This is a genomic window from Planococcus sp. VCh962 (assembly GCF_057748275.1).
Map to the genome: position 1 here is coordinate 103,312 of NZ_JBYLHS010000001.1, position 20,903 is coordinate 124,214.

The 20,903-nt window shown below is 42.8% G+C and carries 24 protein-coding genes; 15 read left to right on the forward strand and 9 right to left on the reverse strand.

Annotation, left to right across the window (positions count from 1 at the left end; translation table 11 throughout):
* Positions 1 to 134: 134 nt before the first annotated feature.
* Together rnjA and AC3AQ9_RS00480 are read right to left on the reverse strand one after the other, a co-directional pair.
* Positions 135 to 1,802, reverse strand: a complete 1,668-nt coding sequence (gene rnjA / locus AC3AQ9_RS00475) for a ribonuclease J1 (RefSeq protein WP_488305503.1) — start codon at positions 1,800 to 1,802, stop codon at positions 135 to 137.
* 2 nt (positions 1,803 to 1,804) lie between these two features.
* Positions 1,805 to 2,017, reverse strand: a complete 213-nt coding sequence (locus AC3AQ9_RS00480) for a DNA-dependent RNA polymerase subunit epsilon (RefSeq protein ID WP_488305504.1) — start codon at positions 2,015 to 2,017, stop codon at positions 1,805 to 1,807.
* Positions 2,018 to 2,301: 284 nt separating this feature from the next.
* On the opposite strand from AC3AQ9_RS00480, the gene AC3AQ9_RS00485 reads away from it, so the two are divergent.
* Entirely contained in the window at positions 2,302 to 3,072 is a 771-nt protein-coding gene (locus AC3AQ9_RS00485) for a Cof-type HAD-IIB family hydrolase (RefSeq protein ID WP_488305505.1), read from the forward strand.
* 16 nt (positions 3,073 to 3,088) lie between these two features.
* Here the strand turns inward: AC3AQ9_RS00485 and def are convergent, their stop codons facing one another.
* A complete protein-coding gene (gene def / locus AC3AQ9_RS00490) occupies positions 3,089 to 3,655 on the reverse strand; it encodes a peptide deformylase (protein ID WP_488305506.1) in 567 nt (188 codons plus the stop codon).
* A 142-nt stretch (positions 3,656 to 3,797) separates the two neighbouring features.
* Between def and AC3AQ9_RS00495 the strand changes: the two genes are divergently transcribed.
* The 6 genes from AC3AQ9_RS00495 to AC3AQ9_RS00520 all read left to right on the forward strand — a co-directional run bounded on the left by AC3AQ9_RS00495 (position 3,798) and on the right by AC3AQ9_RS00520 (position 10,565).
* A complete protein-coding gene (locus AC3AQ9_RS00495) occupies positions 3,798 to 4,442 on the forward strand; it encodes a YkyA family protein (RefSeq protein WP_488305507.1) in 645 nt (214 codons plus the stop codon).
* Positions 4,443 to 4,697: 255 nt separating this feature from the next.
* Positions 4,698 to 5,810, forward strand: coding sequence for a pyruvate dehydrogenase (acetyl-transferring) E1 component subunit alpha (gene pdhA, locus AC3AQ9_RS00500; RefSeq protein WP_488305508.1), 1,113 nt, complete (start codon positions 4,698 to 4,700; stop codon positions 5,808 to 5,810).
* Between the two features lie 3 nt (positions 5,811 to 5,813).
* On the forward strand, positions 5,814 to 6,791 hold the full coding sequence (locus tag AC3AQ9_RS00505) for an alpha-ketoacid dehydrogenase subunit beta (RefSeq protein ID WP_488305509.1): 978 nt from the start codon (positions 5,814 to 5,816) through the stop codon (positions 6,789 to 6,791).
* Between the two features lie 28 nt (positions 6,792 to 6,819).
* Positions 6,820 to 8,199 (forward strand): dihydrolipoamide acetyltransferase family protein, encoded by a 1,380-nt coding sequence (locus AC3AQ9_RS00510; RefSeq protein WP_488305510.1) that lies wholly within the window; start codon positions 6,820 to 6,822, stop codon positions 8,197 to 8,199.
* 5 nt (positions 8,200 to 8,204) lie between these two features.
* The gene (lpdA, locus tag AC3AQ9_RS00515; protein WP_488305511.1) at positions 8,205 to 9,614 is read left to right on the forward strand and encodes a dihydrolipoyl dehydrogenase; all 1,410 of its coding nucleotides are present in this window, start codon (positions 8,205 to 8,207) and stop codon (positions 9,612 to 9,614) included.
* A 99-nt stretch (positions 9,615 to 9,713) separates the two neighbouring features.
* Positions 9,714 to 10,565, forward strand: coding sequence for a polysaccharide deacetylase family protein (locus AC3AQ9_RS00520; RefSeq protein ID WP_488305512.1), 852 nt, complete (start codon positions 9,714 to 9,716; stop codon positions 10,563 to 10,565).
* A 47-nt stretch (positions 10,566 to 10,612) separates the two neighbouring features.
* Here the strand turns inward: AC3AQ9_RS00520 and AC3AQ9_RS00525 are convergent, their stop codons facing one another.
* On the reverse strand, positions 10,613 to 12,082 hold the full coding sequence (locus AC3AQ9_RS00525; RefSeq protein WP_488305513.1) for an aminotransferase class I/II-fold pyridoxal phosphate-dependent enzyme: 1,470 nt from the start codon (positions 12,080 to 12,082) through the stop codon (positions 10,613 to 10,615).
* Between the two features lie 133 nt (positions 12,083 to 12,215).
* Here AC3AQ9_RS00525 and AC3AQ9_RS00530 point away from each other — a divergent pair, with 133 nt between their 5' ends.
* Together AC3AQ9_RS00530 and AC3AQ9_RS00535 are read left to right on the forward strand one after the other, a co-directional pair.
* Positions 12,216 to 13,181 (forward strand): NAD(P)H-dependent flavin oxidoreductase, encoded by a 966-nt coding sequence (locus tag AC3AQ9_RS00530; protein ID WP_488305514.1) that lies wholly within the window; start codon positions 12,216 to 12,218, stop codon positions 13,179 to 13,181.
* Between the two features lie 15 nt (positions 13,182 to 13,196).
* A complete protein-coding gene (locus AC3AQ9_RS00535; protein ID WP_488305515.1) occupies positions 13,197 to 13,475 on the forward strand; it encodes a UPF0223 family protein in 279 nt (92 codons plus the stop codon).
* A gap of 42 nt (positions 13,476 to 13,517) precedes the next feature.
* On the opposite strand, the gene AC3AQ9_RS00540 is transcribed toward AC3AQ9_RS00535, so the two are convergent.
* On the reverse strand, positions 13,518 to 14,156 hold the full coding sequence (locus tag AC3AQ9_RS00540; protein ID WP_488305516.1) for a YktB family protein: 639 nt from the start codon (positions 14,154 to 14,156) through the stop codon (positions 13,518 to 13,520).
* Positions 14,157 to 14,322: 166 nt separating this feature from the next.
* On the opposite strand from AC3AQ9_RS00540, the gene AC3AQ9_RS00545 reads away from it, so the two are divergent.
* Both AC3AQ9_RS00545 and AC3AQ9_RS00550 read left to right on the forward strand, forming a co-directional pair.
* Positions 14,323 to 14,517, forward strand: a complete 195-nt coding sequence (locus AC3AQ9_RS00545) for a YkzI domain-containing protein (RefSeq protein WP_488305517.1) — start codon at positions 14,323 to 14,325, stop codon at positions 14,515 to 14,517.
* Between the two features lie 86 nt (positions 14,518 to 14,603).
* A complete protein-coding gene (locus tag AC3AQ9_RS00550) occupies positions 14,604 to 15,395 on the forward strand; it encodes an inositol monophosphatase family protein (protein WP_488305518.1) in 792 nt (263 codons plus the stop codon).
* Between the two features lie 37 nt (positions 15,396 to 15,432).
* On the opposite strand, the gene AC3AQ9_RS00555 is transcribed toward AC3AQ9_RS00550, so the two are convergent.
* Positions 15,433 to 15,618 carry a YlaF family protein gene (locus tag AC3AQ9_RS00555; protein ID WP_488305519.1) on the reverse strand — a complete coding sequence of 62 codons (186 nt, stop codon included), beginning with the start codon at positions 15,616 to 15,618 and terminating at the stop codon, positions 15,433 to 15,435.
* A gap of 110 nt (positions 15,619 to 15,728) precedes the next feature.
* On the opposite strand from AC3AQ9_RS00555, the gene typA reads away from it, so the two are divergent.
* Positions 15,729 to 17,576 carry a translational GTPase TypA gene (gene typA, locus AC3AQ9_RS00560; RefSeq protein WP_488305520.1) on the forward strand — a complete coding sequence of 616 codons (1,848 nt, stop codon included), beginning with the start codon at positions 15,729 to 15,731 and terminating at the stop codon, positions 17,574 to 17,576.
* 58 nt (positions 17,577 to 17,634) lie between these two features.
* Complete coding sequence (locus tag AC3AQ9_RS00565; RefSeq protein ID WP_437150477.1) at positions 17,635 to 17,934, forward strand: YlaH-like family protein; 300 nt, start codon at positions 17,635 to 17,637, stop codon at positions 17,932 to 17,934.
* On the opposite strand, the gene AC3AQ9_RS00570 is transcribed toward AC3AQ9_RS00565, so the two are convergent.
* From AC3AQ9_RS00570 to AC3AQ9_RS00580, 3 genes are read right to left on the reverse strand one after another with little or no spacing between them, the layout of a single operon-like run.
* Positions 17,928 to 18,377 carry a hypothetical protein gene (locus AC3AQ9_RS00570; RefSeq protein WP_488305521.1) on the reverse strand — a complete coding sequence of 150 codons (450 nt, stop codon included), beginning with the start codon at positions 18,375 to 18,377 and terminating at the stop codon, positions 17,928 to 17,930. The genes AC3AQ9_RS00565 and AC3AQ9_RS00570 overlap by 7 nt on opposite strands.
* The gene (locus AC3AQ9_RS00575) at positions 18,377 to 18,580 is read right to left on the reverse strand and encodes a YlaI family protein (protein WP_488305522.1); all 204 of its coding nucleotides are present in this window, start codon (positions 18,578 to 18,580) and stop codon (positions 18,377 to 18,379) included. Before AC3AQ9_RS00575 ends, AC3AQ9_RS00570 begins: the two co-directional genes overlap by 1 nt.
* Positions 18,581 to 18,592: 12 nt before the next feature.
* Positions 18,593 to 19,099, reverse strand: coding sequence for a peptidyl-prolyl cis-trans isomerase (locus AC3AQ9_RS00580; protein WP_488305523.1), 507 nt, complete (start codon positions 19,097 to 19,099; stop codon positions 18,593 to 18,595).
* Positions 19,100 to 19,388: 289 nt separating this feature from the next.
* Here AC3AQ9_RS00580 and AC3AQ9_RS00585 point away from each other — a divergent pair, with 289 nt between their 5' ends.
* Both AC3AQ9_RS00585 and AC3AQ9_RS00590 read left to right on the forward strand, forming a co-directional pair.
* Entirely contained in the window at positions 19,389 to 19,670 is a 282-nt protein-coding gene (locus tag AC3AQ9_RS00585; RefSeq protein WP_488305524.1) for an Fpa/YlaN family protein, read from the forward strand.
* Between the two features lie 62 nt (positions 19,671 to 19,732).
* Positions 19,733 to 20,899: an FtsW/RodA/SpoVE family cell cycle protein gene (locus AC3AQ9_RS00590; protein WP_488305525.1), complete on the forward strand. Its 1,167-nt coding sequence runs from the start codon at positions 19,733 to 19,735 to the stop codon at positions 20,897 to 20,899.
* The last annotated feature ends 4 nt before the right edge of the window (positions 20,900 to 20,903 follow it).

Consider the following 20,903-nt stretch of genomic DNA (forward strand, 5'->3'; position numbering starts at 1 on the left):
GGTCTTTCAGTTTAAAGCTTATTAGCTGAAAAAAAGATTTTCGGTTTATTAATAACCCAAGAATTTATGGCAAATTAAAAAGGAAGTTCCGGAATACCGGAACTTCCTTTTGATTATAATAGGTTGCATTGTTTTTATACTTCCATGATGATTGGCAAAATCATTGGGCGCCGTTTTGTCTTTTCATATAAATAAGGTCCAAGAACATCGGATATTTCACTTTTCAACTCGGCCCATTCCGTGTTTTTACCATGGATTTTTTTATTCAGATGGCGGTTCAGCATTTGCTGAGCTTCATAAATCATTGTGCCGGATTCACGCATGTAAACAAAACCGCGTGAAATAATATCCGGACCAGAGACCATCTTATTTTTTTCCATATCGACACTGACGACAACAATCACTAAACCTTCTTCAGAAAGAACGCGACGGTCGCGAAGTACAATGTTTCCGATATCTCCAATACCACTTCCATCGATATAAACGTCACCGGAAGGAATGCGGCCGGCAACTGTTGCTTCATCCTGGCTCAAAGCTAGCACATCGCCATTTTCCATGATGAACGTATTTTCTTCAGGAACATCACAGTCCACTGCCAATTGTGCATGCATTTTCTGCATCCGGTATTCACCGTGGATAGGCATAAAGAATTTCGGTTTGATCAAACGAAGCATCAATTTGTTTTCAGGCTGTGAACCGTGTCCAGAAGTATGGACATTATTAAAGGAGCCATGGATAACATCTGCTCCTGCACGGAACAGCAGATTGATGGTACGGTTCACGCTGCTCGTATTGCCCGGAATTGGGGAAGAAGAGAAAACGACCGTATCGTTTGGCTGTATCTGAATTTGACGGTGTGTACCGTTAGCGATCCGCGATAGGGCAGCCATCGGTTCACCTTGTGAACCTGTGCAAAGAATCAGTACTTCGTTTGCAGGCAAGCGATTCAATGTTTGGGTATCAACAAATGCGTCTTCTGGTGCGTTAATGTAACCAAGTTCACGGCCGATTGTCATAGCATTATCCATGCTGCGTCCGAAAACAGCGATTTTGCGACCTTGAGCAACAGCTTCATCCGTTACTTGTTGTAAACGGTAAATATTGGAAGCGAATGTGGCGAAAATTAAGCGGCCATCCACTTTTCTCATGATATCTTTGATCGACTCGCCAACTTTGCGCTCAGACATCGTGAAGTTTGGCACTTCGGCATTGGTACTGTCCGACAATAAACATAATACGCCTTCACTGCCGATTTGCGCCATTTTCAAGAGGTTGGCAGGTTCTCCAACCGGAGTGAAATCGAATTTGAAATCTCCAGTATGCACTATACTTCCGGGCGGCGTTTTAACAACTACACCGAAAGCGTCAGGAATACTGTGGGTGGTACGGAAAAAGCTGACCGAAGTTTTTCGGAATTTGATAACATCCTCTTCTTCGATCTCAATCATTTTGGTTTGGCGAAGCAAACCGTGTTCTTCTAACTTTTTGCGCAATAAGCCCAAAGCGAGCTTGCCGCCGTAAACCGGAATATTGATCTTTTTCAAAAGATAAGGAATTCCGCCAATATGGTCTTCGTGGCCGTGAGTGATAAAAAGGCCTTTGATTTTATCCATATTTTTTACTAGGTAAGTATAATCCGGAATTACATAATCGATTCCGAGCAAATCGTCTTCCGGAAATTTGATGCCGGCATCTATCAGGATAATTTCATCCTGGAATTGGACACCATACGTGTTTTTGCCGATTTCGCCTAGTCCGCCGAGGGCGAAGACAGCAGTTTGGTCATTCTTTACAAATTTCATGGTTAGTCCAAACTCTCAACTTCGAAATTCTCGCTGGCTTGTTCATAAGCAAGGTGATTTCCTTCAAGCAGCTGAATAAATTCGATATTATAATTGCGGTCTTTAAGGTGGAATCTGACTTCTCGCTCGGATGATGCTTCAACATAGAGGCTCTTAGTGTTTTCGCGAACTGGTACCTCTGCACGGTTTTCTTGGTATAATACTTTAAAAATCATTATTTGCTCTCCTTTTGCACGTTCAATTAAAATCACTTTCTTTATATTATCATGACACTGTTTTAAAATAAAGAATAGCCCTTCTATTTATTAAGAAGGGCTAAACCGATTATGCAATTTTCTTTTTGTTCATGATGCCGTTTAGCTGTCTAAGAAGTTTTCTTCGCATACGTTTCAGTTTCAGCATGGCTATCTCACTCCTTGAGTGCATTATACTGTATTTTCTGATAAATGTAAAGAGATAGGTCATTTGAGGCAAAAAATTATAGAATGGAGAATGATGTATGAGTAAATTATTGTTATTGGATATTGATGGAACATTGATGAATTCAAAAAAAGAAATACCAGCGAGCGCTAAAGAAGCGCTTATTCAAGCACGGGCAAATGGGCATGAATTGGCAATTGCTACTGGCAGAGGGCCATTTATGATAAAAAGGGTCTTGAAAGAGTTGAACATTGATACCTTTATAACGTTTAACGGTCAGTATGTCGTCCATAAAGGAGATTTGATACATAAAGAGGCATTGGACACCGATACGCTTTCTGACATTGTCGAATACGCTGAGCAGCGGGATCACCCCATTGTGTTTTTGACGGATGAGCGAATGGTTTCCACTATTGATTACCATCCGGACATCGATGAAGGCATTAAAAGCTTAAAGTTTCCACACCCGGCGATGATTGAAGATTTCCACCTGACACATGAAATTTATCAGGCTTTATTATTTTGCGAAGAAGAGGAACAAAAACAATACCATGAGATGTTTAAGAATATGCAGTTCATCCGTTGGCATCGCGTATCATGCGATATTATACCGGAAGGCGGAAGCAAAGCGAGTGGCATTAAGCATTTAATCCAGGCGACGGGACATGCCATAGAAGATACGATCGCTTTCGGAGATGGGCTTAACGATTTAGAGATGATGGAAATCGCTGGCGTAAGTGTTTCTATGGGCAACGGCCATGAACGCACAAAAGAATTGGCTACGCACGTAACCGATCACGTGGATGAAGACGGTCTGGCAAAAGCATTCAGCCATCTGGGATTGATTTAAAGAAAGAGACTCGGGATTATTCTCCCGAGTCTCTTTCTATTGGTGTCGCATTTTCAATTTCAGCAAATGGATTTTGCGGATTGATATGATCGAAGAACATGATGCCGTTCAAGTGGTCCAGTTCATGTTGAAAGGCAATGGCAGGCAGACCTTTCAAACGCATTTTGTATTCTTTGCCTTCAATGTCGAATGCTTTGATGGTGACGCGTGCATACCGGGGAACATATCCAGGAATGGCACGATCGACAGACAGGCATCCTTCGCCAGAAACTAAATAGGCGCGTTCAACTGAATGGCTGACAATTTTCGGATTGATGGCAATCAAGCTCAGGTTTTCACCGGAATTTTCATCGAAATGCAATGCGAAAATCCGCTTCGGCATATTTACTTGAGGAGCGGCAATTCCAACTCCTGGACGCAAATCATATTTTTTAATCATTTCTTCGTCTTGGCTATTTATTACATACTCCAAAAGGTCTTCCGCCAGCTTTCGGTCTTCTTCTGAAAGCGGCAGAGCAACTTCCTCAGAACGCATTCTAAGAGTCGGATGACCTTCGCGTATAATGTCTTTCATCAGTATCAAGAGTATTCATCCTTTCATTAAAACCACTGTATGTAAGTATAACGCAAGTGAGCCAATCCGGAAAAGAAAAAACCCATTAAAGCCAGTTGTGTTTTTTAAAATCACCGATTATAGTTGATTTAAGTCTTAAGGAGGGTTTTGTGTGAAGAAAACAGTATTAGCCGCCGCCTTTTCAAGTGCATTGATCTTAAGTGCTTGTTCAGGCCCGACAGCAAGTGAGCAGCTGGACTCTGTGCTGAAAGACACGTTCGATGCAGAAAAGACATATCAGGAAACACAAGAGGATATGGAAGAGCTGGAAAAAAGCGAACAGCAATTATTTGAATCCACTATGGCCTTGACTCAAGAACAGCAAGATAAAGTGGAAAGCCAAGTGGAAGAAGCGCTCGCTTCTGCTGAAGAAAGGCTGGAGCTTCTCACAGCTGAAAAAGAATCGATGGGCGAGGCTCAAGAAAACTTTAAGAAGCTTGATACTGTAATTGAAGAAGCGGATAACGCACAGATCAAAGAGGAGCTGGAATCATTAAAAGCGATAATGGAAGAACGCTATAATGCCCACGATGAGTTCACGGCAGCTTATGAAACTCTAAACAGCCTTCAGCAGGAATTATACACAATGCTCACAAACGAAGATGCGCAACTTCCGGAACTTCAAGCAAAAGCGATGGAAGTCAATGAACAAAATACAGCGGTGCAGGAAGCTGTCGCAGTCTTTAACGAAAAAACAGAGCAGTTCAATGAATTGAAAAACCGGACTATAGAAAATCTGGAAAAAGAAGAGCAATAAAAGCGGCCTGACAGGCCGCTTTTTTCTGTGCTATAAAAGAAAAGGGAAAACGCTGCTGTTTTATAATACAGAGTCAGTAAAGTCACTAATACAGTTTTTAAAACGTGGAATATCAGTTTTTTTGAAAGCGCTTGATAATTATAGCTTCTCTATGATTGACCGAGCAATTCAAGTGACGTATACTTAGGAAGAATGTGCAATTGTGTTACTAATTGAATATGATAATTTTAATACAGATAAAGGAGAGTTGCTTTTATGGCTGCGAAAAAATCACAGCAGTTCGATCCAGTGGAAACGCTTAACGCAATCGAAGAAAAGTTTGAAATGGTTCAAGTTTTAAATGAAGAAGGCGTCATTGTCAATGAAGAGGCAGACCCGAAACTATCAGATGAGGAACTTCAGGAATTAATGAGCCGGATGGTTTATACACGCATTCTTGATCAGCGTTCTATTTCATTGAACCGCCAAGGCCGTTTAGGATTTTATGCACCTACAGCAGGGCAGGAAGCATCACAGCTTGCTTCACATTTCGCCCTTGAAAAAGACGATTTCATCTTGCCAGGATACCGCGATGTCCCTCAATTGATCTGGCATGGTTGGCCGCTTCATCAGGCATTCTTGTTCTCTCGTGGACATTTCATGGGGAACCAAATGCCAGAAGGACTTAATATTTTACCGCCGCAAATCATCATCGGTGCTCAATATATTCAGGCAGCCGGAGTAGCATTAGGCATGCAAAAACGCAAAAAGCAATCTGTAGCGATTACGTATACAGGTGATGGCGGTTCTTCACAAGGAGATTTCTATGAAGGGATCAACTTTGCAGGAGCATTCCGTGCACCAGCTATTTTCATCGTTCAGAATAACCAATATGCAATCTCGACACCACGCGAATTGCAGACTTCTGCTAAAACAATTGCTCAAAAAGCTGTAGCTGCCGGGATTCCGGGAGTATTTGTAGATGGTATGGATCCGTTGGCTGTTTATGCAGTAACACGTGATGCACGCGAACGGGCGATTAGAGGCGAAGGTCCGACATTGATCGAAACACTTTGCTACCGTTATGGTCCACATACAATGGCAGGAGATGACCCGACGCGTTACCGTACATCTGACATCGACAGCGAATGGGAAAAGAAAGATCCATTAGTCCGTTTCCGTAAATACTTGGAAGCAAAAGGATTATGGAATGAAGAAAAAGAAAACGAAGTAATTGAACGTGCAAAAGATGAAATCAAAGCGGCGATTAAAAAAGCGGACAGCGCGCCGAAGCAAACAGTTACCAACTTACTTGAAATCATGTATGAAGATGTACCGTTTAACGTGCAAGAACAGCTAGAAATCTACAAAGCGAAGGAGTCGAAGTAAGCGATGGCACAAATGACTATGGTTCAAGCAATTACGGACGCTCTCAGATTGGAATTGCAAAACGATGAGAACGTTCTGATTTTCGGAGAAGACGTCGGGAATAACGGCGGGGTTTTCCGCGCAACAGAAGGTTTGCAAAAAGAATTCGGTGAAGACCGCGTATTTGATACACCTCTTGCAGAATCCGGAATTGGCGGTTTGGCAATCGGTTTAGCATTACAGGGTTACCGTCCGATTCCTGAAATCCAGTTTTTTGGTTTCGTTTACGAAGTAATGGATTCAATCAGCGGACAGCTTGCTCGTATGCGTTTCCGCAGCGGCGGCAGCTTGAATGCACCAGTTACAATCCGTTCTCCATTCGGCGGCGGCGTTCATACACCTGAAATGCACGCTGATTCTTTAGAGTTATTGATGACTTCACAGCCAGGTTTGAAAGTGGTTGTACCATCGACTCCATATGATGCAAAAGGGTTATTGATTTCTTCAATCCGTGACAATGATCCGGTTATTTTCCTTGAGCATTTGAAACTTTACCGTTCTGGCCGCCAGGAAGTTCCGGAGGAATCATACACAATTCCACTAGGCAAAGCGGATATCAAGCGTGAAGGGAAAGATATTTCCATCATCGCTTATGGCGCAATGGTTCAGGAAAGCTTGAAAGCTGCAGAAGAACTTGAAAAAGAAGGATATTCGGCAGAAGTGATTGACCTTCGCACCATCCAGCCATTGGATATCGAAACACTTGTAGCATCAGTTGAAAAGACAGGCCGTGCAATGGTCGTTCAAGAAGCGCAAAAGCAAGCAGGGATTGCTGCTAATGTGGTAGCTGAAATCATGGATCGTGCAATCTTAAGTCTGGAAGCACCAGTGCTTCGCGTAACTGCGCCAGATTCTATTTTCCCGTTCTCGCAAGCTGAGCAAGTTTGGCTACCGAACTCGAAGGATATAGTAGAAACAGCGAAAAAAGTTCTAACGTTCTAATAGTTATGTAAAAGGAAGGGTGAAAATAATGGCTTTTGAATTTCGTTTACCGGATATCGGAGAAGGTATCCATGAAGGTGAAATCGTAAAATGGTTCGTCAAAGTAGGAGATACAATCGAAGAAGACGATATTCTTTTTGAAGTGCAAAACGACAAAGCGGTTGTTGAAATGCCTTCACCAGTAACAGGTACTATCCAGGAAATCCTCGTTGAAGAAGGAACAGTTGCTGTAGTTGGAGATGTATTGGTTCTTATCGATGCACCAGATGCTGAAGATATCCAATTTAAAGGCAGCCATTCCGGCCAGGACAGCAACACGACTCAAGTGGAAGAAAAAACGGAAGAACTTGTACAGTCCAGTACTGCTGAATCCAGCCAAAAGATTGACAGAGAACCTGTTAAAGCTGAACAGCCTGAAGGGGCGACAGGAGCAGGGGCACAACCTCAAACTGCTGAAGGGGATCCGAATGCACGTGTTATCGCGATGCCGTCTGTCCGTAAATTTGCGCGCGACAAAGATGTCGACATCACACAAGTTTCAGGTTCTGGCAATAACGGCCGTATCTTAAAAGAAGATGTAGAATCATTCTTGAGCGGTGACCAGCAAACTGCTGCGGCGCCTGCTGCAGAAGAAACAGCACAAGCAGCTCCGCAAAAAGAAGCGCAAGAAGCAGCACCGAAAGCGGCGCCTGTATTGGAAGGCGACTTCCCGGAAACACGCGAGAAAATGTCTGGCATGCGCAGAGCGATTGCAAAAGCGATGGTCCATTCGAAACACACTGCTCCACATGTAACCTTGATGGACGAAGTGGATGTTACAGAACTTGTTGCTCACCGCAAAAAGTTCAAAGACATTGCAGCCGAAAAAGAAATCAAACTAACTTACTTGCCGTATGTGGTGAAAGCGCTAGTGAGCACTTTGCGTGAATTCCCGGCATTGAATACATCGTTTGATGATGAAACAAGCGAAGTAATCCAGAAGCATTACTACAATATCGGAATTGCTGCAGATACAGAGAAAGGCCTTCTTGTGCCAGTCATCAAGAACGCTGACCGTAAGTCTGTCTTTGCCATTTCGGATGAAATCAATAAACTTGCTACTAAAGCCCGTGACGGAAAATTGAGCCCTGCTGAAATGAAAGGCGCTTCTTGTTCAATCACAAATATCGGGTCTGCAGGCGGACAATGGTTCACTCCGGTCATCAACCATCCGGAAGTTGCCATCCTTGGAATCGGCCGTATTGCTGAAAAACCGGTAATTAAAAATGGTGAAATTGTGGCAGCACCTGTGTTAGCATTATCTTTGAGCTTCGATCACAGAATGATTGATGGAGCAACAGCACAGCATGCGTTAAATCACATTAAGCGTTTATTAAGTCAACCTGAATTACTATTAATGGAGGCGTAAAACTTATGGTAGTAGGAGATTTTCCAATCGAAACAGACACGCTCGTCATCGGTTCAGGCCCTGGTGGATATGTAGCAGCTATCCGCGCAGCACAAACTGGACAAAAAGTAACAATCGTTGAGAAAGAATACATCGGAGGCGTTTGCTTAAACGTGGGATGTATCCCTTCAAAAGCCCTGATTTCTGTAGGGCACCGTTTTGAAGAAGCGCAGCACTCAGATGCTATGGGAGTTGTCGCTAAAGAAGTTTCCCTTAACTTTGAAAAAGCGCAGGAATTCAAAAACGGCGTTGTGAACAAATTGACTGGCGGCGTTGAATCATTGCTTAAAGGCAATAAAGTGGAAATCGTCCGCGGTGAAGCTTATTTTGTCGATGACACTTCAATCCGTGTGATCAATGAAAACTCAGCACAAACTTATAAATTTAAAAACGCTATCATCGCTACAGGTTCTCGTCCTGTAGAAATTCCGACATTTAAATTTACAAAACGTGTAATCAACTCAACTGGAGCGTTAAACCTTCAGGAAGTACCTGGAAAATTAGTCGTTATCGGCGGCGGATATATCGGTACTGAGCTTGGAACAGCGTATGCAAACATGGGTTCATCTGTAACCATCCTTGAAGGCGCACCTGATATTCTTGCTGGATTTGAAAAGCAAATGACAGCTATCGTTAAAAAAGGCTTGAAGAAAAAAGGCGTCGAAGTGATTACTAAAGCGTCTGCTATAGGCGTTGAAGAATCAGAAAATGGTGTTACTGTAACATACGAAGCAGGCGGCGAAGAAAAAACGGTCGAAGCGGATTATGTTCTTGTAACAGTTGGACGCCGTCCGAATACAGACGAAATGGGTCTTGAAGAACTTGGCCTTAAAATGTCTGAACGCGGTTTGATCGAAGTAGACAAACAATGCCGTACAAGCATCTCTAACATCTATGCAATCGGTGATGTTGTCGCTGGACTTCAATTGGCGCACAAAGCTTCTTACGAAGGCAAAATCGCTGCAGAAGCGATTGCTGGAGAAAAATCTGTTGTTGATTACTTGGCAATTCCAGCTGTATGCTTTACCGATCCAGAACTTGCAAGCGTCGGTTTAACCGAAGAGCAAGCTAAAAATGAAGGATTTGAAATTACAGCAGCTAAATTCCCATTTGGGGCAAACGGCCGTGCATTGTCATTAAATGCAGCTGACGGTTTCGTGAAACTTGTTTCACGCAAATCAGACGGGTTGCTTCTTGGCGCTCACATCGTGGGTGCAGGGGCTTCTGATATGATTGCTGAGTTAGGGCTTGCAATCGAAGCAGGAATGACTGTGGAAGATATTGCAATGACAATCCATGCTCACCCGACTTTAGCTGAAATTACTATGGAAGCTGCGGAAGTAGCGCTTGGAACACCAATCCACATCATTAAGTAAACTGAAAAGGAGTCCGCATTTTAATGTGGACTCCTTTTTTCTTTTGACCAATTATGGTAAAATTTGTCCGGTAGAGAAAGGGCGGCAGGTGATAATGGTATGATACATAAAAAGTGGTTTTTATTGGCAGCAGGACTCGCCTTGATGGCAGCTTGCAGTGACGAAAATACAAATACTGGCGGCAGTGACAAAGCTGCAGAAACAGAAGAAGCTGCTCCAGCAGCACCTGACAAAACCGAAGAAGAGCAGAAAACCGAGAAAGCTGAAGAACCGGTTGAGGAACCAGAAAAAGAACCCATAGAGTTGGCTGCGGAGCCCAAGTACAGGCTTAATCCACAAAATTGGAGCTTGGAACCGATTGGGGAGGCACCCGCTGAAGCGGTGTTAATTACCATTGACGATGCGCCGGATGATCATTCGGTCGAAATGGCATCTATTTTAAAAGAGAAAAATGTTCCAGCCATATTCTTTGTTAATGACCATTTCCTAGATACAGATGAAGAAAAAGCGAATTTGAAAAAAATTCATGAGATGGGTTTTGCTATTGGCAATCATACTTCTACTCATGCCAATTTAAAAACCATCGGAGAAGAACAGCAGCGTGAAGAAATTTTATCGCTGAGTGAGACCGTTGAGCAAATTATTGGGGAAAAACCTAAGTTTTTTAGAGCCCCCAATGGTTCTAATACAGACTTCAGCAAGTCGCTGACGGCTCAGGAAGGAATGCTATTGATGAACTGGTCATATGGCTATGATTGGGAGAAGCAATACATGGATCCTGTTGCATTGGCCGACATTATGGTCAATACGGAATTTTTAAGAAATGGTTCTAATCTGTTGATGCATGACCGTGAATGGACCGCAAAAGCGCTGCCGGAAATTATCGAAGGCTTACAGGCAAAAGGTTACTCATTCATCAATCCAGAAGAAATCGAAGGCGTAAATCAATAAAAAACGGCCAGGAAGCAATGAACAATGCTTCCTGGCCGTTATTTCATTTAACGTATTGCTTGTTGTTCTTTAATGACTCGAAGCTTTTTCAATGTATCGTCTTCCGGACCTTGAACTGGAAGGCCGGCTTTGATATTCATATCGATATAAGCGATATTTTCCTGCGTAATGATTTCGCCAGGGATGAAAATCGGAATGCCGGGCGGATAGACCATAATAAATTCAGCTGAAATGCGTCCGACTGCATCTTCGATGGAAATCACTTCTGTGGTTGCATAAAAAGCATCTCTAGGGGTCATAGCAAGGCGCGGGATATCCGGTAAGAGGACGACAGGCTCGATTACTGCTGCATCGCTCTCATAGGCTTTACTCATCCGTTGAAGCGCATTAATCAGGAGATTTAGTTCTTTTCGCGTATCACCAATTGTCACCAAGCAAAGAATATTATATAAATCCGACAGCTCAACTTCAATATTGGCATTTTCCCTTAACCATTCTTCTGCTTGATGACCAGTAATGCCAAGATTTTTGACACTGATCAGCAGTTTCGTTGGATCCATATCATAAGTTGCCGATGTATTCAAAATCTCTTTGCCAACACAATACAAATGTGGAATTTTATTGATCCGCTTCCGTGCATCCTGTGACAGCCGAATAGCTTGGTCAATCAGGTCAAAGCCATGAATGGCTAATTGCCTGCGCGCAGTATCAAGTGAAGCAAGGATTGGATAAGAAGTTGAAGTAGTTGTCAACATGGAAAGTGTCGACTGGACACGTTTTGAAGATACCAGCCCTTCACGAACGTTTAATACAGAACTTTGCGTCATAGAGCCGCCTAGCTTGTGGACGGATGTAGCAGCCATATCGGCTCCAGCTGCCATAGCCGATACCGGCAATGATTGATGGAAGTGAATATGAACCCCGTGTGCTTCATCTACTAAAACCGGTATGTTTCGGCCATGAGCAATATCAACGATCCGTTTCAAGTCAGCTGCTACACCAAAATAAGTCGGATTGATGACAAGTACGGCTTTAGCATCGGGATATTCAATCAACGCTTTTTCTACTGCTTCTGCGGATATTCCATGGGAAATTCCCAATTCCCTATCTACTTCCGGATGGATGAAGATAGGGATGGCACCGGCAAAAACAATAGCTGACATAATTGATTTATGGACATTTCGTGGAACAAGAATTTTGTCATTCGGGCCGACAACACTTAAAATCATGGTCATTATGGCGCCGCTTGTCCCTTGAACAGAGAAAAATGTGTAATCCGCGCCAAAAGCCTGCGCTGCTAATTCCTGTGCTTGTTTAATGGCACCTTTTGGCGAATGGAGATCATCCAAAGGAGCAATATTGATCAAATCGATCGATAATACATTATCGCCTACAAATTCCCGGAAAGCAGGATCTACGCCTTGCCCTTTTTTATGTCCAGGAATATGGAACTGAATTGGGTGCCGATTGCGATGCTTTAGAAGCGCATCGAATAACGGAGTTTCTAATTGAGACAATGGTAACCCACCTCACTTTATAAAATGAAAACAAACTGAATTATAGCATGTTGTACAAAGCTATACTATAAAAATAAAAGGATTTTAGCATGTTCTAGCGAATACAGAAAATAAAAGGGAGGGAATCATGCACATGAATTTTTCTACAAGAATAACCGAATTATTAGGGACGCGTCTTCCAATAGTACAGGGTGGGCTGGCATATCTGGCATATGCAGAGCTCGCAGCAGCTGTTTCCAATGCTGGAGGACTTGGGCAGATTACGGCGATGAGTTTGTCATCTCCAGAATTGCTTAGAGAAGAGATACGTAAAGTTCGGCAATTGACGGATCAGCCTTTCGGCGTTAATTTTGCAATCGGTGAGCACGGCAGACCGTTCGCGCATATGCTTGATGTGGCAATTGAAGAAGAGGTGCCGGTAGTTTCTATGACAGGAGGGAATCCAACTCCGATTTTTGAACAATTAAAAGGAACGCCTATCAAGAAACTGGTGCTCGTTGCTGCGAGGCGCCAAGCCCAAAAAGCAGAAGAGCTGGGAGCGGATGCAGTGATGGTGGTCGGCCATGAAGGCGGCGGGCATTTGGGAAGGGATGATATCGGTACGATGGTGCTGATTCCCCAAGTGGTTGATGCTGTTTCCATTCCGGTCATCGCATCAGGCGGCATCGGGGATGGGAGAGGGTGGATGGCTGCGCATGCACTGGGAGCAGAAGGAATTGAAATGGGTACCCGTTTTATTGCGACTAAAGAATGTGTCCATGCTTCAGAAGAATATAAAAAGGCCTTGGTTGACAGCACCGAAAGCGATACGGTTATAATTAAGAAAAGCATCGGCGCTCCGGCCCGTACCCTCAAAAACAGCTGGACCAATAAAATCCTGGAAATTGAATCAGTAACCCCAAGTTATGAAGCATTGCGTGACTACGTCAGTGGCAACGCAAACAAAAGGTATATTTATGACGGGAAATTGACTGAAGGATTTGGATGGGCGGGCCAAGTGACAGGCTTGATCAAAGATGTGCCAACTGTTCAGGAGCTAATGGACCGGATGGTCAAGGAAGCGGTCGAGATTCGGACAAGATGGGCAATTACACCATGAAAGTAGGGATTAATAATGGATTATTCTTATCCGTTTTCAATCGACTGGACAACAGACGAAATAATTGATGTAGTGACATTTTTTGAAGGGATTGAATTGGCGTACGAAAAAGGCATCAAGCGTGATAATATGATGGCCCGATATCGCCGCTTCAAAGAAATCGTACCATCTATTGCAGAAGAAAAGACGTATTTCCGGGAATTTGAAGAAGAAAGCGGCTATGCCAGCTTTCCGGTGATCAAAGAAATGAAAGTTAGAAATGATAATGATTTAATTAGAGTTCAAAAGAAATAAAAATAGCTCGCTTCAAATTTTAGAATCTAAAAATGCCACAGCTTATCGCTGTGGCATTTTTTCTTTCTGTAAGAGTGTTTTATAAATCGGCAAGAGAGCCGCGAATGTTTCTTCTGCAAATTCTTTGAAATCTTCTTCACTAAGATTGGCTGCGCGCTCTTTTGGAAGGTGGCGTCCAATGACCAGTTCACCTTTTTTAACATCTCGCAAGCGTATAACCAGCTTGTTCAACTCATCATCTGACATTTCTTCCAGTGGTGTCGCTTCAGGTTTCATATGGTCGCCTGAAACCATGAAATCTCCAGGCAATGCACTGAGGACATTATCATCGATTAGATTTTGAGCCATAGCGCTTTTTCCTGGAGCTTCATAAATGACAGCCAAAATAATGAAAACATGGCTGTTCCACAATCCGATTTGAAAATGGGGTACTGCTTTGTAGCCTCTTTTATATGGAGCAAAAGCAACCCAGCTGTCGTTTGGCGGATTTACAGTGCGCCGCATATGTTTGGCTACGTGAGGGAAAAACTCATCTCCAGTCACTGCTGAAAAAAATGAGGAATAGAATTTGCCCAATTCTTCAAATTTTGGACGGACGCGTTCCGTCAGCATCTCCATGCGCTCTTGCAGCCCGGGAGTTTCAAACACTTCAAAATCTTGTTCATTCCAAAAAGACGTCAATTTTATTTCCTCCTTTGTCTATTTCACAGGTTTCATTTTAACGAAGTTTGGGAAGAAAGAATATAAATAAGTTTTTCCTAAAACGCCATTTGACTCTTGATTTTTACAGCATTTATATTTATAATTATCTGAATTATCGAAATGCGAAGGGAAAGGGGTGCTCATTATGAAACAGATGATTCAAATCATTCGCAAAGCAGAGATAGAGAAAGAATATATTAATGTGTTGAAACTTGAACTTGACTATGAACTTGCTTCTTTGTATAGTGCCATGCAAGAAAAAAATGGCCATGAAGCTGATAAAAGCAAAAAACGGCTACATGAAATATATGTAGAACTGGAGGCACTTCATGCGCTTTGACAAATCTATCACTTAAAGGCACCTACTGGGATAAGACAGTAGGTGCCTTTTTCGTTATAATAGATAGAAATAGGGAGGCGGAAAACATGGAAATGCATGCAATGGATCGATATATAAAATCTTTGATTAAAGAAGCAGGACATAAAATCCGGAATTCTTTTATTAGCGATATCACAATTGAAACAAAATCCGACGCAAATGATTTAGTAACAAATATTGATAAAGAAATTGAGCAATTTTTTATTGAACGAATAAGAAAGGATTACCCGGGCCACCGGATTTTCGGTGAAGAAGGATTTGGGGACACCATCAATGATCTGTCGGGTGTCGTCTGGATGCTTGACCCCATTGATGGCACGATGAATTTTGTACACCAAAAGCGCAATTTTGCGATTTCCCTCGGAGTCTACGAGGACGGAAAAGGAAAACTGGGATACATATACGACGTCGTAAATGATGATTTATATCATGCGGTTCAAGGTGGAGGCGCTTATTATAATGATGAAAAGCTGAAATCATTGGCTGAAACTTCTATTGAGGAATCGATAGTAGCCATCAATGCCACGTGGCTTGCGCCAAATAAATACATTGATCATGAAGCGGCAATCGATCTGGTGCGGGCAGTCCGTGGTACGCGTTCGTATGGTTCAGCAGCACTGGAACTGGCATTTTTAGCAAGCGGACGCATTGATGCCTATGTATCAATGCGGCTTTCCCCGTGGGATATTGCTGGAGGAGCCATCATTGCAGGGGAAGTTGGAGCAGTGACAACGACATTTGCAGGCCAGCCTGCAAACTTGCTTAAACAAGATACTTTTATTGCTGCCAATCCTTCGATACACAATCGTATGCTATCTGACTATATTCGGTTAAAATAAAAGAGGATGCGACATGTCGCACCCTCTTTCTACCTGTTTAAAGTAATCCGGCTTCCCGCATTTCTTTTTTCTTTTTAAAGCCCATTCCCATAATTCCGCAAAGAAGCAATATCGCCAAAAGGATCAGAGGGATGCTGCGCAAGCCAACTGCTATTCCAATGCCAGCCATTGACAAAAGTGCCGCCAGTGAATAAAATACGAAAATCCATTTTATGTTTTTCAAAATTTTTTCCTCCTGCGCTGTTTGCTTGAAATAAAGTCTTAGGGTTTTTTCCCTATATGTGCTATACTAACACAGTTATGGACATGAAAAAAGAATATTGGAGTGAAAGTATGACTAACTTACGAAATGATTTAAGAAACATTGCTATTATTGCCCACGTTGACCATGGTAAAACAACTTTGGTGGACCAACTGCTACAGCAGTCAGGGATTTTCCGTTCAAATGAACACGTTGAAGAACGTGCGATGGACTCGAACGATATCGAAAGAGAACGCGGAATTACCATTCTTGCGAAAAATACTGCAATTCAATATAAAGACGCTAAAATCAACATTTTGGATACACCGGGACACGCTGACTTTGGCGGAGAAGTGGAACGTATCATGAAAATGGTTGATGGTGTTTTGCTTGTAGTAGATGCTTATGAAGGCTGTATGCCGCAAACTCGCTTTGTTTTGAAAAAGGCATTGGAGCAAAACTTGAAACCAATCGTTGTTGTAAACAAAATTGACCGCGATTTCGCTCGTCCGGAAGAAGTGGTTGACGAAGTAATCGAATTGTTCATCGAACTTGAAGCTAACGACGAGCAGCTTGAATTCCCGGTTGTTTTTGCCTCAGGTATGAACGGTACTGCAAGCCTTTCATCTGATCCTGCAGATCAAGAAGAAAACATGCAGGTTATTTATGATGCCATTATGGAACACGTGCCAGCGCCAATCGATAACAGAGATGAGCCACTTCAATTCCAGGTTGCACTTCTTGATTACAGCGACTACGTAGGCCGTATCGGAATCGGACGCGTATTCCGCGGAACAATCGAAGTGGGACAATCGGTTGCCCTTATGAAATTAGACGGTTCTGTCAAGAACTTCCGTGTTACGAAAATCCACGGGTTCATGGGTCTGAAACGGGTTGAAATCCAAAAAGCTGAAGCTGGCGATTTGATTGCCATCTCTGGTATGGAAGACATCAACGTAGGTGAGACGGTTTGTCCGGCTGACCATCAGGAAGCATTGCCGATTCTTCGCATTGACGAACCGACTTTGCAAATGACTTTCTTAGTCAACAATAGCCCGTTTGCCGGTAAAGAAGGTAAATGGATCACTTCACGCAAAATCCAGGAACGTTTGGACGCACAATTACAAACGGATGTATCGTTGCGTGTAGAAAATACAGATTCTCCTGATGCTTGGATCGTTTCCGGCCGCGGCGAATTGCATTTGTCTATCTTGATTGAGAACATGCGCCGTGAAGGATTCGAACTTCAAGTATCTAAACCAGAAGTAATTGTACGCATGGTTGACGGCGTTCGCTGCGAACCGGTTGAACGTGTACAAGTTGACGTGCCTGAAGAATACACTGGAGCAATCATTGAATCACTGGGTGAGCGCAAAGGTGAAATGCTGGATATGGTGAATAACGGAAGTGGACAAGTTCGCTTAGTATTCAACGTTCCTGCACGAGGATTGATCGGTTATACAACTGAATTCCTGACACAGACGCGCGGATACGGAATCATCAACCACACATTCGACAGCTACCAGCCAGTCGCTTCAGGGCGCGTTGGCGGACGCCGTCAAGGTGTATTGGTTTCCATGGAGCGCGGAAAAGTTTCAACTTATGGCTTGATGGGCATCGAAGACCGCGGAACTGCATTTGTTGAAGTTGGCGCTGAGATTTACGAAGGCATGATTGTCGGCGAACATAACCGCGACAGCGATTTGACAGTAAATATTGTTAAAATCAAAGCGGCGACAAACATCCGTTCAGCAAACAAGGACCAGACAACTACTTTGAAAAAAGCTCGTCTGATGAGTCTTGAAGAAGCACTTGAGTATTTGGCAGATGATGAGTATTGTGAAATCACTCCTCAAAACATCCGTTTGCGCAAAAAAATTCTTGATAAAAACGAACGTGAGCGCATGGCTAAGAAAAAGAAAGTTGCCATTGAAGAATAATCAATTTAGGAAGGGTGTATAATCTGTGGGCGACGAACAAGCTTTTGTCTATGACAGTATGTATCCCGTAGCTCGAGTCTTATATGAAAATCTGCCGAACTATACAATAGCGGGATACGCGCTCTTTGCCGTCATCTTCTTATTGTCGGCATTTGTCTATAAACTGGGTTTTGCAAAAAAACTATCATTCGGGAAAAATGCGGTCATCGGATTATTCCTTCTTGTCGGCGGTTTAGGGCTAACATTTTTAGCCTTCTTCCTGCCGGTCGTTGAAGGTTTGGTCATTGCCGCGCTAATCCTAATTCTTTATAAAATCCGCTTATGGCGCGAAAAACGCGAAAACGCTGCATCTCATTGAGATGCAGCGTTTTTGCGTTCAAATGTTTTATAAAGAATCGGCAATGCCAAAGCATAGGTCAAATGCGCAAACATCCAGTAAATGATCGCACCGGCATCGGTTAACGCCGGCACGTCTTCACGCACTGCAAGTGCGGCGAGCGGGAAATAGAGCAGGAAAAACGGTATACACATGGCAAGGCTGAACAAAACCAGCTGGCCAAATGTATAAGCTCTCCGTTTAGCAAGATAAACATAAACAATGCTAATCAGCAACGATATAACAAGATGGAATCCGAATTCAACGGGCTCAGACCAATCCACTTTGCCAATCAAGGGGACAAAATCCACATTCAGCAAAAGCGTATAAACGCGTTCACCTGTAACTGACTGAATCCATTTTAATAAAATTCCCAAAAGCAAGCCGCTCCAAAACCCAATCCATATGCCTTTTAGCAGCTTCATCAGAAGTCGTCCTCAATTCTGCGAGAGCTTCTATAAAAACGGAAAGACCCGGTTGCGATTCTTTCTTTCGTGCGTTCGGTAATTCGATCGTGGCAAGCTTTGCACATATGAGTATGAATTGGCCGGTTTCGTAATCTTTTTGCTTCGAGTGTATCATCGACCAGTTCTTCGATGGTGTCGCAGATTACACATTGTACGCGCATAGCTGTTCACTCCTATTCGACTCGGATTGCAGATACATCAGTAATTGGATTTTCCTGATTGGATCCATCAGGATGTAAAACATGGACTGGCCCGTCTTCTTTTAACGGTTTTCCATTTTCACTGAATTTGAAAATCAGTTCTTTTGCTTCGCCGATTGGAAAAGCGAATTCACCCTGAGCAGTTTCAAATACCACTGTCTTCGCATCTTCTTCGGGCTCTGCATTTTTGAGGAAAGGAGCGAATATGATTCCAAAAGTGCCGGTAATCATCTCATTCTTTTCTTGCCGGTTATACCTTTTCTCTGTTTTAAGAGTCTGGGGAACGGTGGCACCTTCCATGATCTCGCGTGACCAATGTTCGCCCATGCCGCGTTTATATTCCTCAGTTTCATCTACGATTTTTCGGTCTTCAAGAAAATAAGTTTCTAAATCTATTCTGCGGTCATCAAAAATCCAAACGGTTGGATCTAAAACAATATTAAATTTCACTTTTCCTTTAAATGGTACAATAAATTCCATTACGAACCCTCCATCAAATAATCGATCTTCTTTCAGTATACCTTTTCCAGGCAAATTGCTAAAGGGATTAATTCTAGCCTGTGCAGAGGCTTGCATTTTTAACCCATTGAAGATACACTTTAAACAGGCTAATAGAGGTAAGAGAAACTTCAATTAGAGGGTTTTTCATCCCCGCTGATTGTTAGTTGATCCAATCGTACTTTTAAGGTCTGTAGATTTCCCGCTTGAATCAGAGGGAAACCTTACCGGCCATTGAAGCGGATAAATATCAATAAATGGGGGAGTCCTCATGGAACATACAGAAGAACAAACTTACCAGGCGAAAGCTTTGGAACTCCTCAAAGCGGATGCGGAAAAAATTGAGCAATTGATTAAAGTTCAGATGGATAATTTGACTTTGCCTTCTTGCCCTTTATATGAAGAAGTGCTCGATACACAAATGTTCGGACTTTCACGTGAAATCGATTTTGCTGTCAAGCTTGGGTTAATCGAACGTGAAACTGGAAAAAATTTAATGGATACGCTGGAAAAGAAACTTTCCATCTTACACGAAGCGTATACAAATAAGTGACTTAAAACTCAAACGCACTTTGTTTGAGTTTTTTTACTAATCTACTAAATCGAGGTATAAAAATGAAACAATACATCAGAAGATACGCTAAACATTTCGACTATCCCTTATTTTTTGTTTACATCTCATTAGCAGTGTTCGGCTTGATTATGATTTACAGCGCGAGCATGGCCTGGTCGGTGAATTACTATGACGATGAACCGGACCGTTTTTACATACAGCAATTGATCAACCTTTCTTTGGCTTTTCCGGTGTTCGCAATTGCCGCTATTTTCCCATACAAACATTTCGGCAAGAAATGGATGATGATGACGGTGCTGGCCGTAATATTTTTAGGCTTGCTGTTAGTGCACATCATTGGATACGAAGCAGGAGGCGCCAGAAGCTGGATTGACATAGGCTTTGTTAATATACAGCCATCAGAAGTCGCTAAAGTAGGGATCATTTTCTATTTGGCAGGTGTTTTCTCCAATAAATACAAAAAAGGCAATATCAATAAATTAAATGAATCCATTGCGCCTCCTGTCATTATCCTGACTCTGGTTCTGCTTTCCGTTTTCTTCGAGCCGGATCTGGGATCAATGATGATCATTGGTGCGGTTGGCTTGTCCGTAATGGCAGCGAGCGGCATCAGTTTTAAATTTTTTGCCAAGATGGCCGGCTGGGTCATAGCAGCTTGTGCAATTTTTATTGTTCCAATCATGCTTTTTGCATCCGATATGATTTTTACAGAAAAACGCCTAGGGCGCCTGGATGCCTTTTTTAACCCGTTTTCGGATGAGCTTGGATTTGGGCTGCAAATCGTCAATGGCTACCTTGCAATCGGCTCTGGTGGGCTTAGTGGGCTGGGTCTTGGCCAATCGATTCAAAAACTTGGCTACCTTCCAGAACCGCATACAGATTTCATCATGTCTGTCATAGCGGAAGAACTGGGTGTGTTGGGAGTACTTTTTGTTCTTGGAGGATTGGCTTTCATCGTATTGCGTGGTCTTTCGATTGCAATGACGACAAAAGATCCCCTTGCCCGTATGCTGGCAACAGGGGTTTCCAGTATGATCGGGATACAAGCCTTCGTAAATTTAGGAGGCTTGAGCGGCCTTATTCCCTTAACCGGAGTTACATTACCATTTATAAGCTATGGCGGAACGTCGGTAATTTTGTTATCGTTAGCTATGGGAGTATTAATGAATGTTTCCATGTTCCACAAATTTGAAAAATCGAAAAAGTAAAGGG

What these genes read in the sequence shown, in the direction of transcription:
- rnjA (WP_488305503.1), bottom strand. Translation starts at nt 1,802, where the DNA reads ATGAAATTTGTAAAGAATGACCAAACTGCTGTCTTCGCCCTCGGCGGA.
- AC3AQ9_RS00480 (WP_488305504.1), bottom strand. Translation starts at nt 2,017, where the DNA reads ATGATTTTTAAAGTATTATACCAAGAAAACCGTGCAGAGGTACCAGTT.
- AC3AQ9_RS00485 (WP_488305505.1), top strand. Translation starts at nt 2,302, where the DNA reads ATGAGTAAATTATTGTTATTGGATATTGATGGAACATTGATGAATTCA.
- pdhA (WP_488305508.1), top strand. Translation starts at nt 4,698, where the DNA reads ATGGCTGCGAAAAAATCACAGCAGTTCGATCCAGTGGAAACGCTTAAC.
- AC3AQ9_RS00505 (WP_488305509.1), top strand. Translation starts at nt 5,814, where the DNA reads ATGGCACAAATGACTATGGTTCAAGCAATTACGGACGCTCTCAGATTG.
- AC3AQ9_RS00510 (WP_488305510.1), top strand. Translation starts at nt 6,820, where the DNA reads ATGGCTTTTGAATTTCGTTTACCGGATATCGGAGAAGGTATCCATGAA.
- lpdA (WP_488305511.1), top strand. Translation starts at nt 8,205, where the DNA reads ATGGTAGTAGGAGATTTTCCAATCGAAACAGACACGCTCGTCATCGGT.
- AC3AQ9_RS00520 (WP_488305512.1), top strand. Translation starts at nt 9,714, where the DNA reads ATGATACATAAAAAGTGGTTTTTATTGGCAGCAGGACTCGCCTTGATG.
- AC3AQ9_RS00530 (WP_488305514.1), top strand. Translation starts at nt 12,216, where the DNA reads ATGAATTTTTCTACAAGAATAACCGAATTATTAGGGACGCGTCTTCCA.
- AC3AQ9_RS00535 (WP_488305515.1), top strand. Translation starts at nt 13,197, where the DNA reads ATGGATTATTCTTATCCGTTTTCAATCGACTGGACAACAGACGAAATA.
- AC3AQ9_RS00545 (WP_488305517.1), top strand. Translation starts at nt 14,323, where the DNA reads ATGAAACAGATGATTCAAATCATTCGCAAAGCAGAGATAGAGAAAGAA.
- AC3AQ9_RS00550 (WP_488305518.1), top strand. Translation starts at nt 14,604, where the DNA reads ATGGAAATGCATGCAATGGATCGATATATAAAATCTTTGATTAAAGAA.
- typA (WP_488305520.1), top strand. Translation starts at nt 15,729, where the DNA reads ATGACTAACTTACGAAATGATTTAAGAAACATTGCTATTATTGCCCAC.
- AC3AQ9_RS00565 (WP_437150477.1), top strand. Translation starts at nt 17,635, where the DNA reads ATGTATCCCGTAGCTCGAGTCTTATATGAAAATCTGCCGAACTATACA.
- AC3AQ9_RS00570 (WP_488305521.1), bottom strand. Translation starts at nt 18,377, where the DNA reads ATGAAGCTGCTAAAAGGCATATGGATTGGGTTTTGGAGCGGCTTGCTT.
- AC3AQ9_RS00575 (WP_488305522.1), bottom strand. Translation starts at nt 18,580, where the DNA reads ATGCGCGTACAATGTGTAATCTGCGACACCATCGAAGAACTGGTCGAT.
- AC3AQ9_RS00580 (WP_488305523.1), bottom strand. Translation starts at nt 19,099, where the DNA reads ATGGAATTTATTGTACCATTTAAAGGAAAAGTGAAATTTAATATTGTT.
- AC3AQ9_RS00585 (WP_488305524.1), top strand. Translation starts at nt 19,389, where the DNA reads ATGGAACATACAGAAGAACAAACTTACCAGGCGAAAGCTTTGGAACTC.
- AC3AQ9_RS00590 (WP_488305525.1), top strand. Translation starts at nt 19,733, where the DNA reads ATGAAACAATACATCAGAAGATACGCTAAACATTTCGACTATCCCTTA.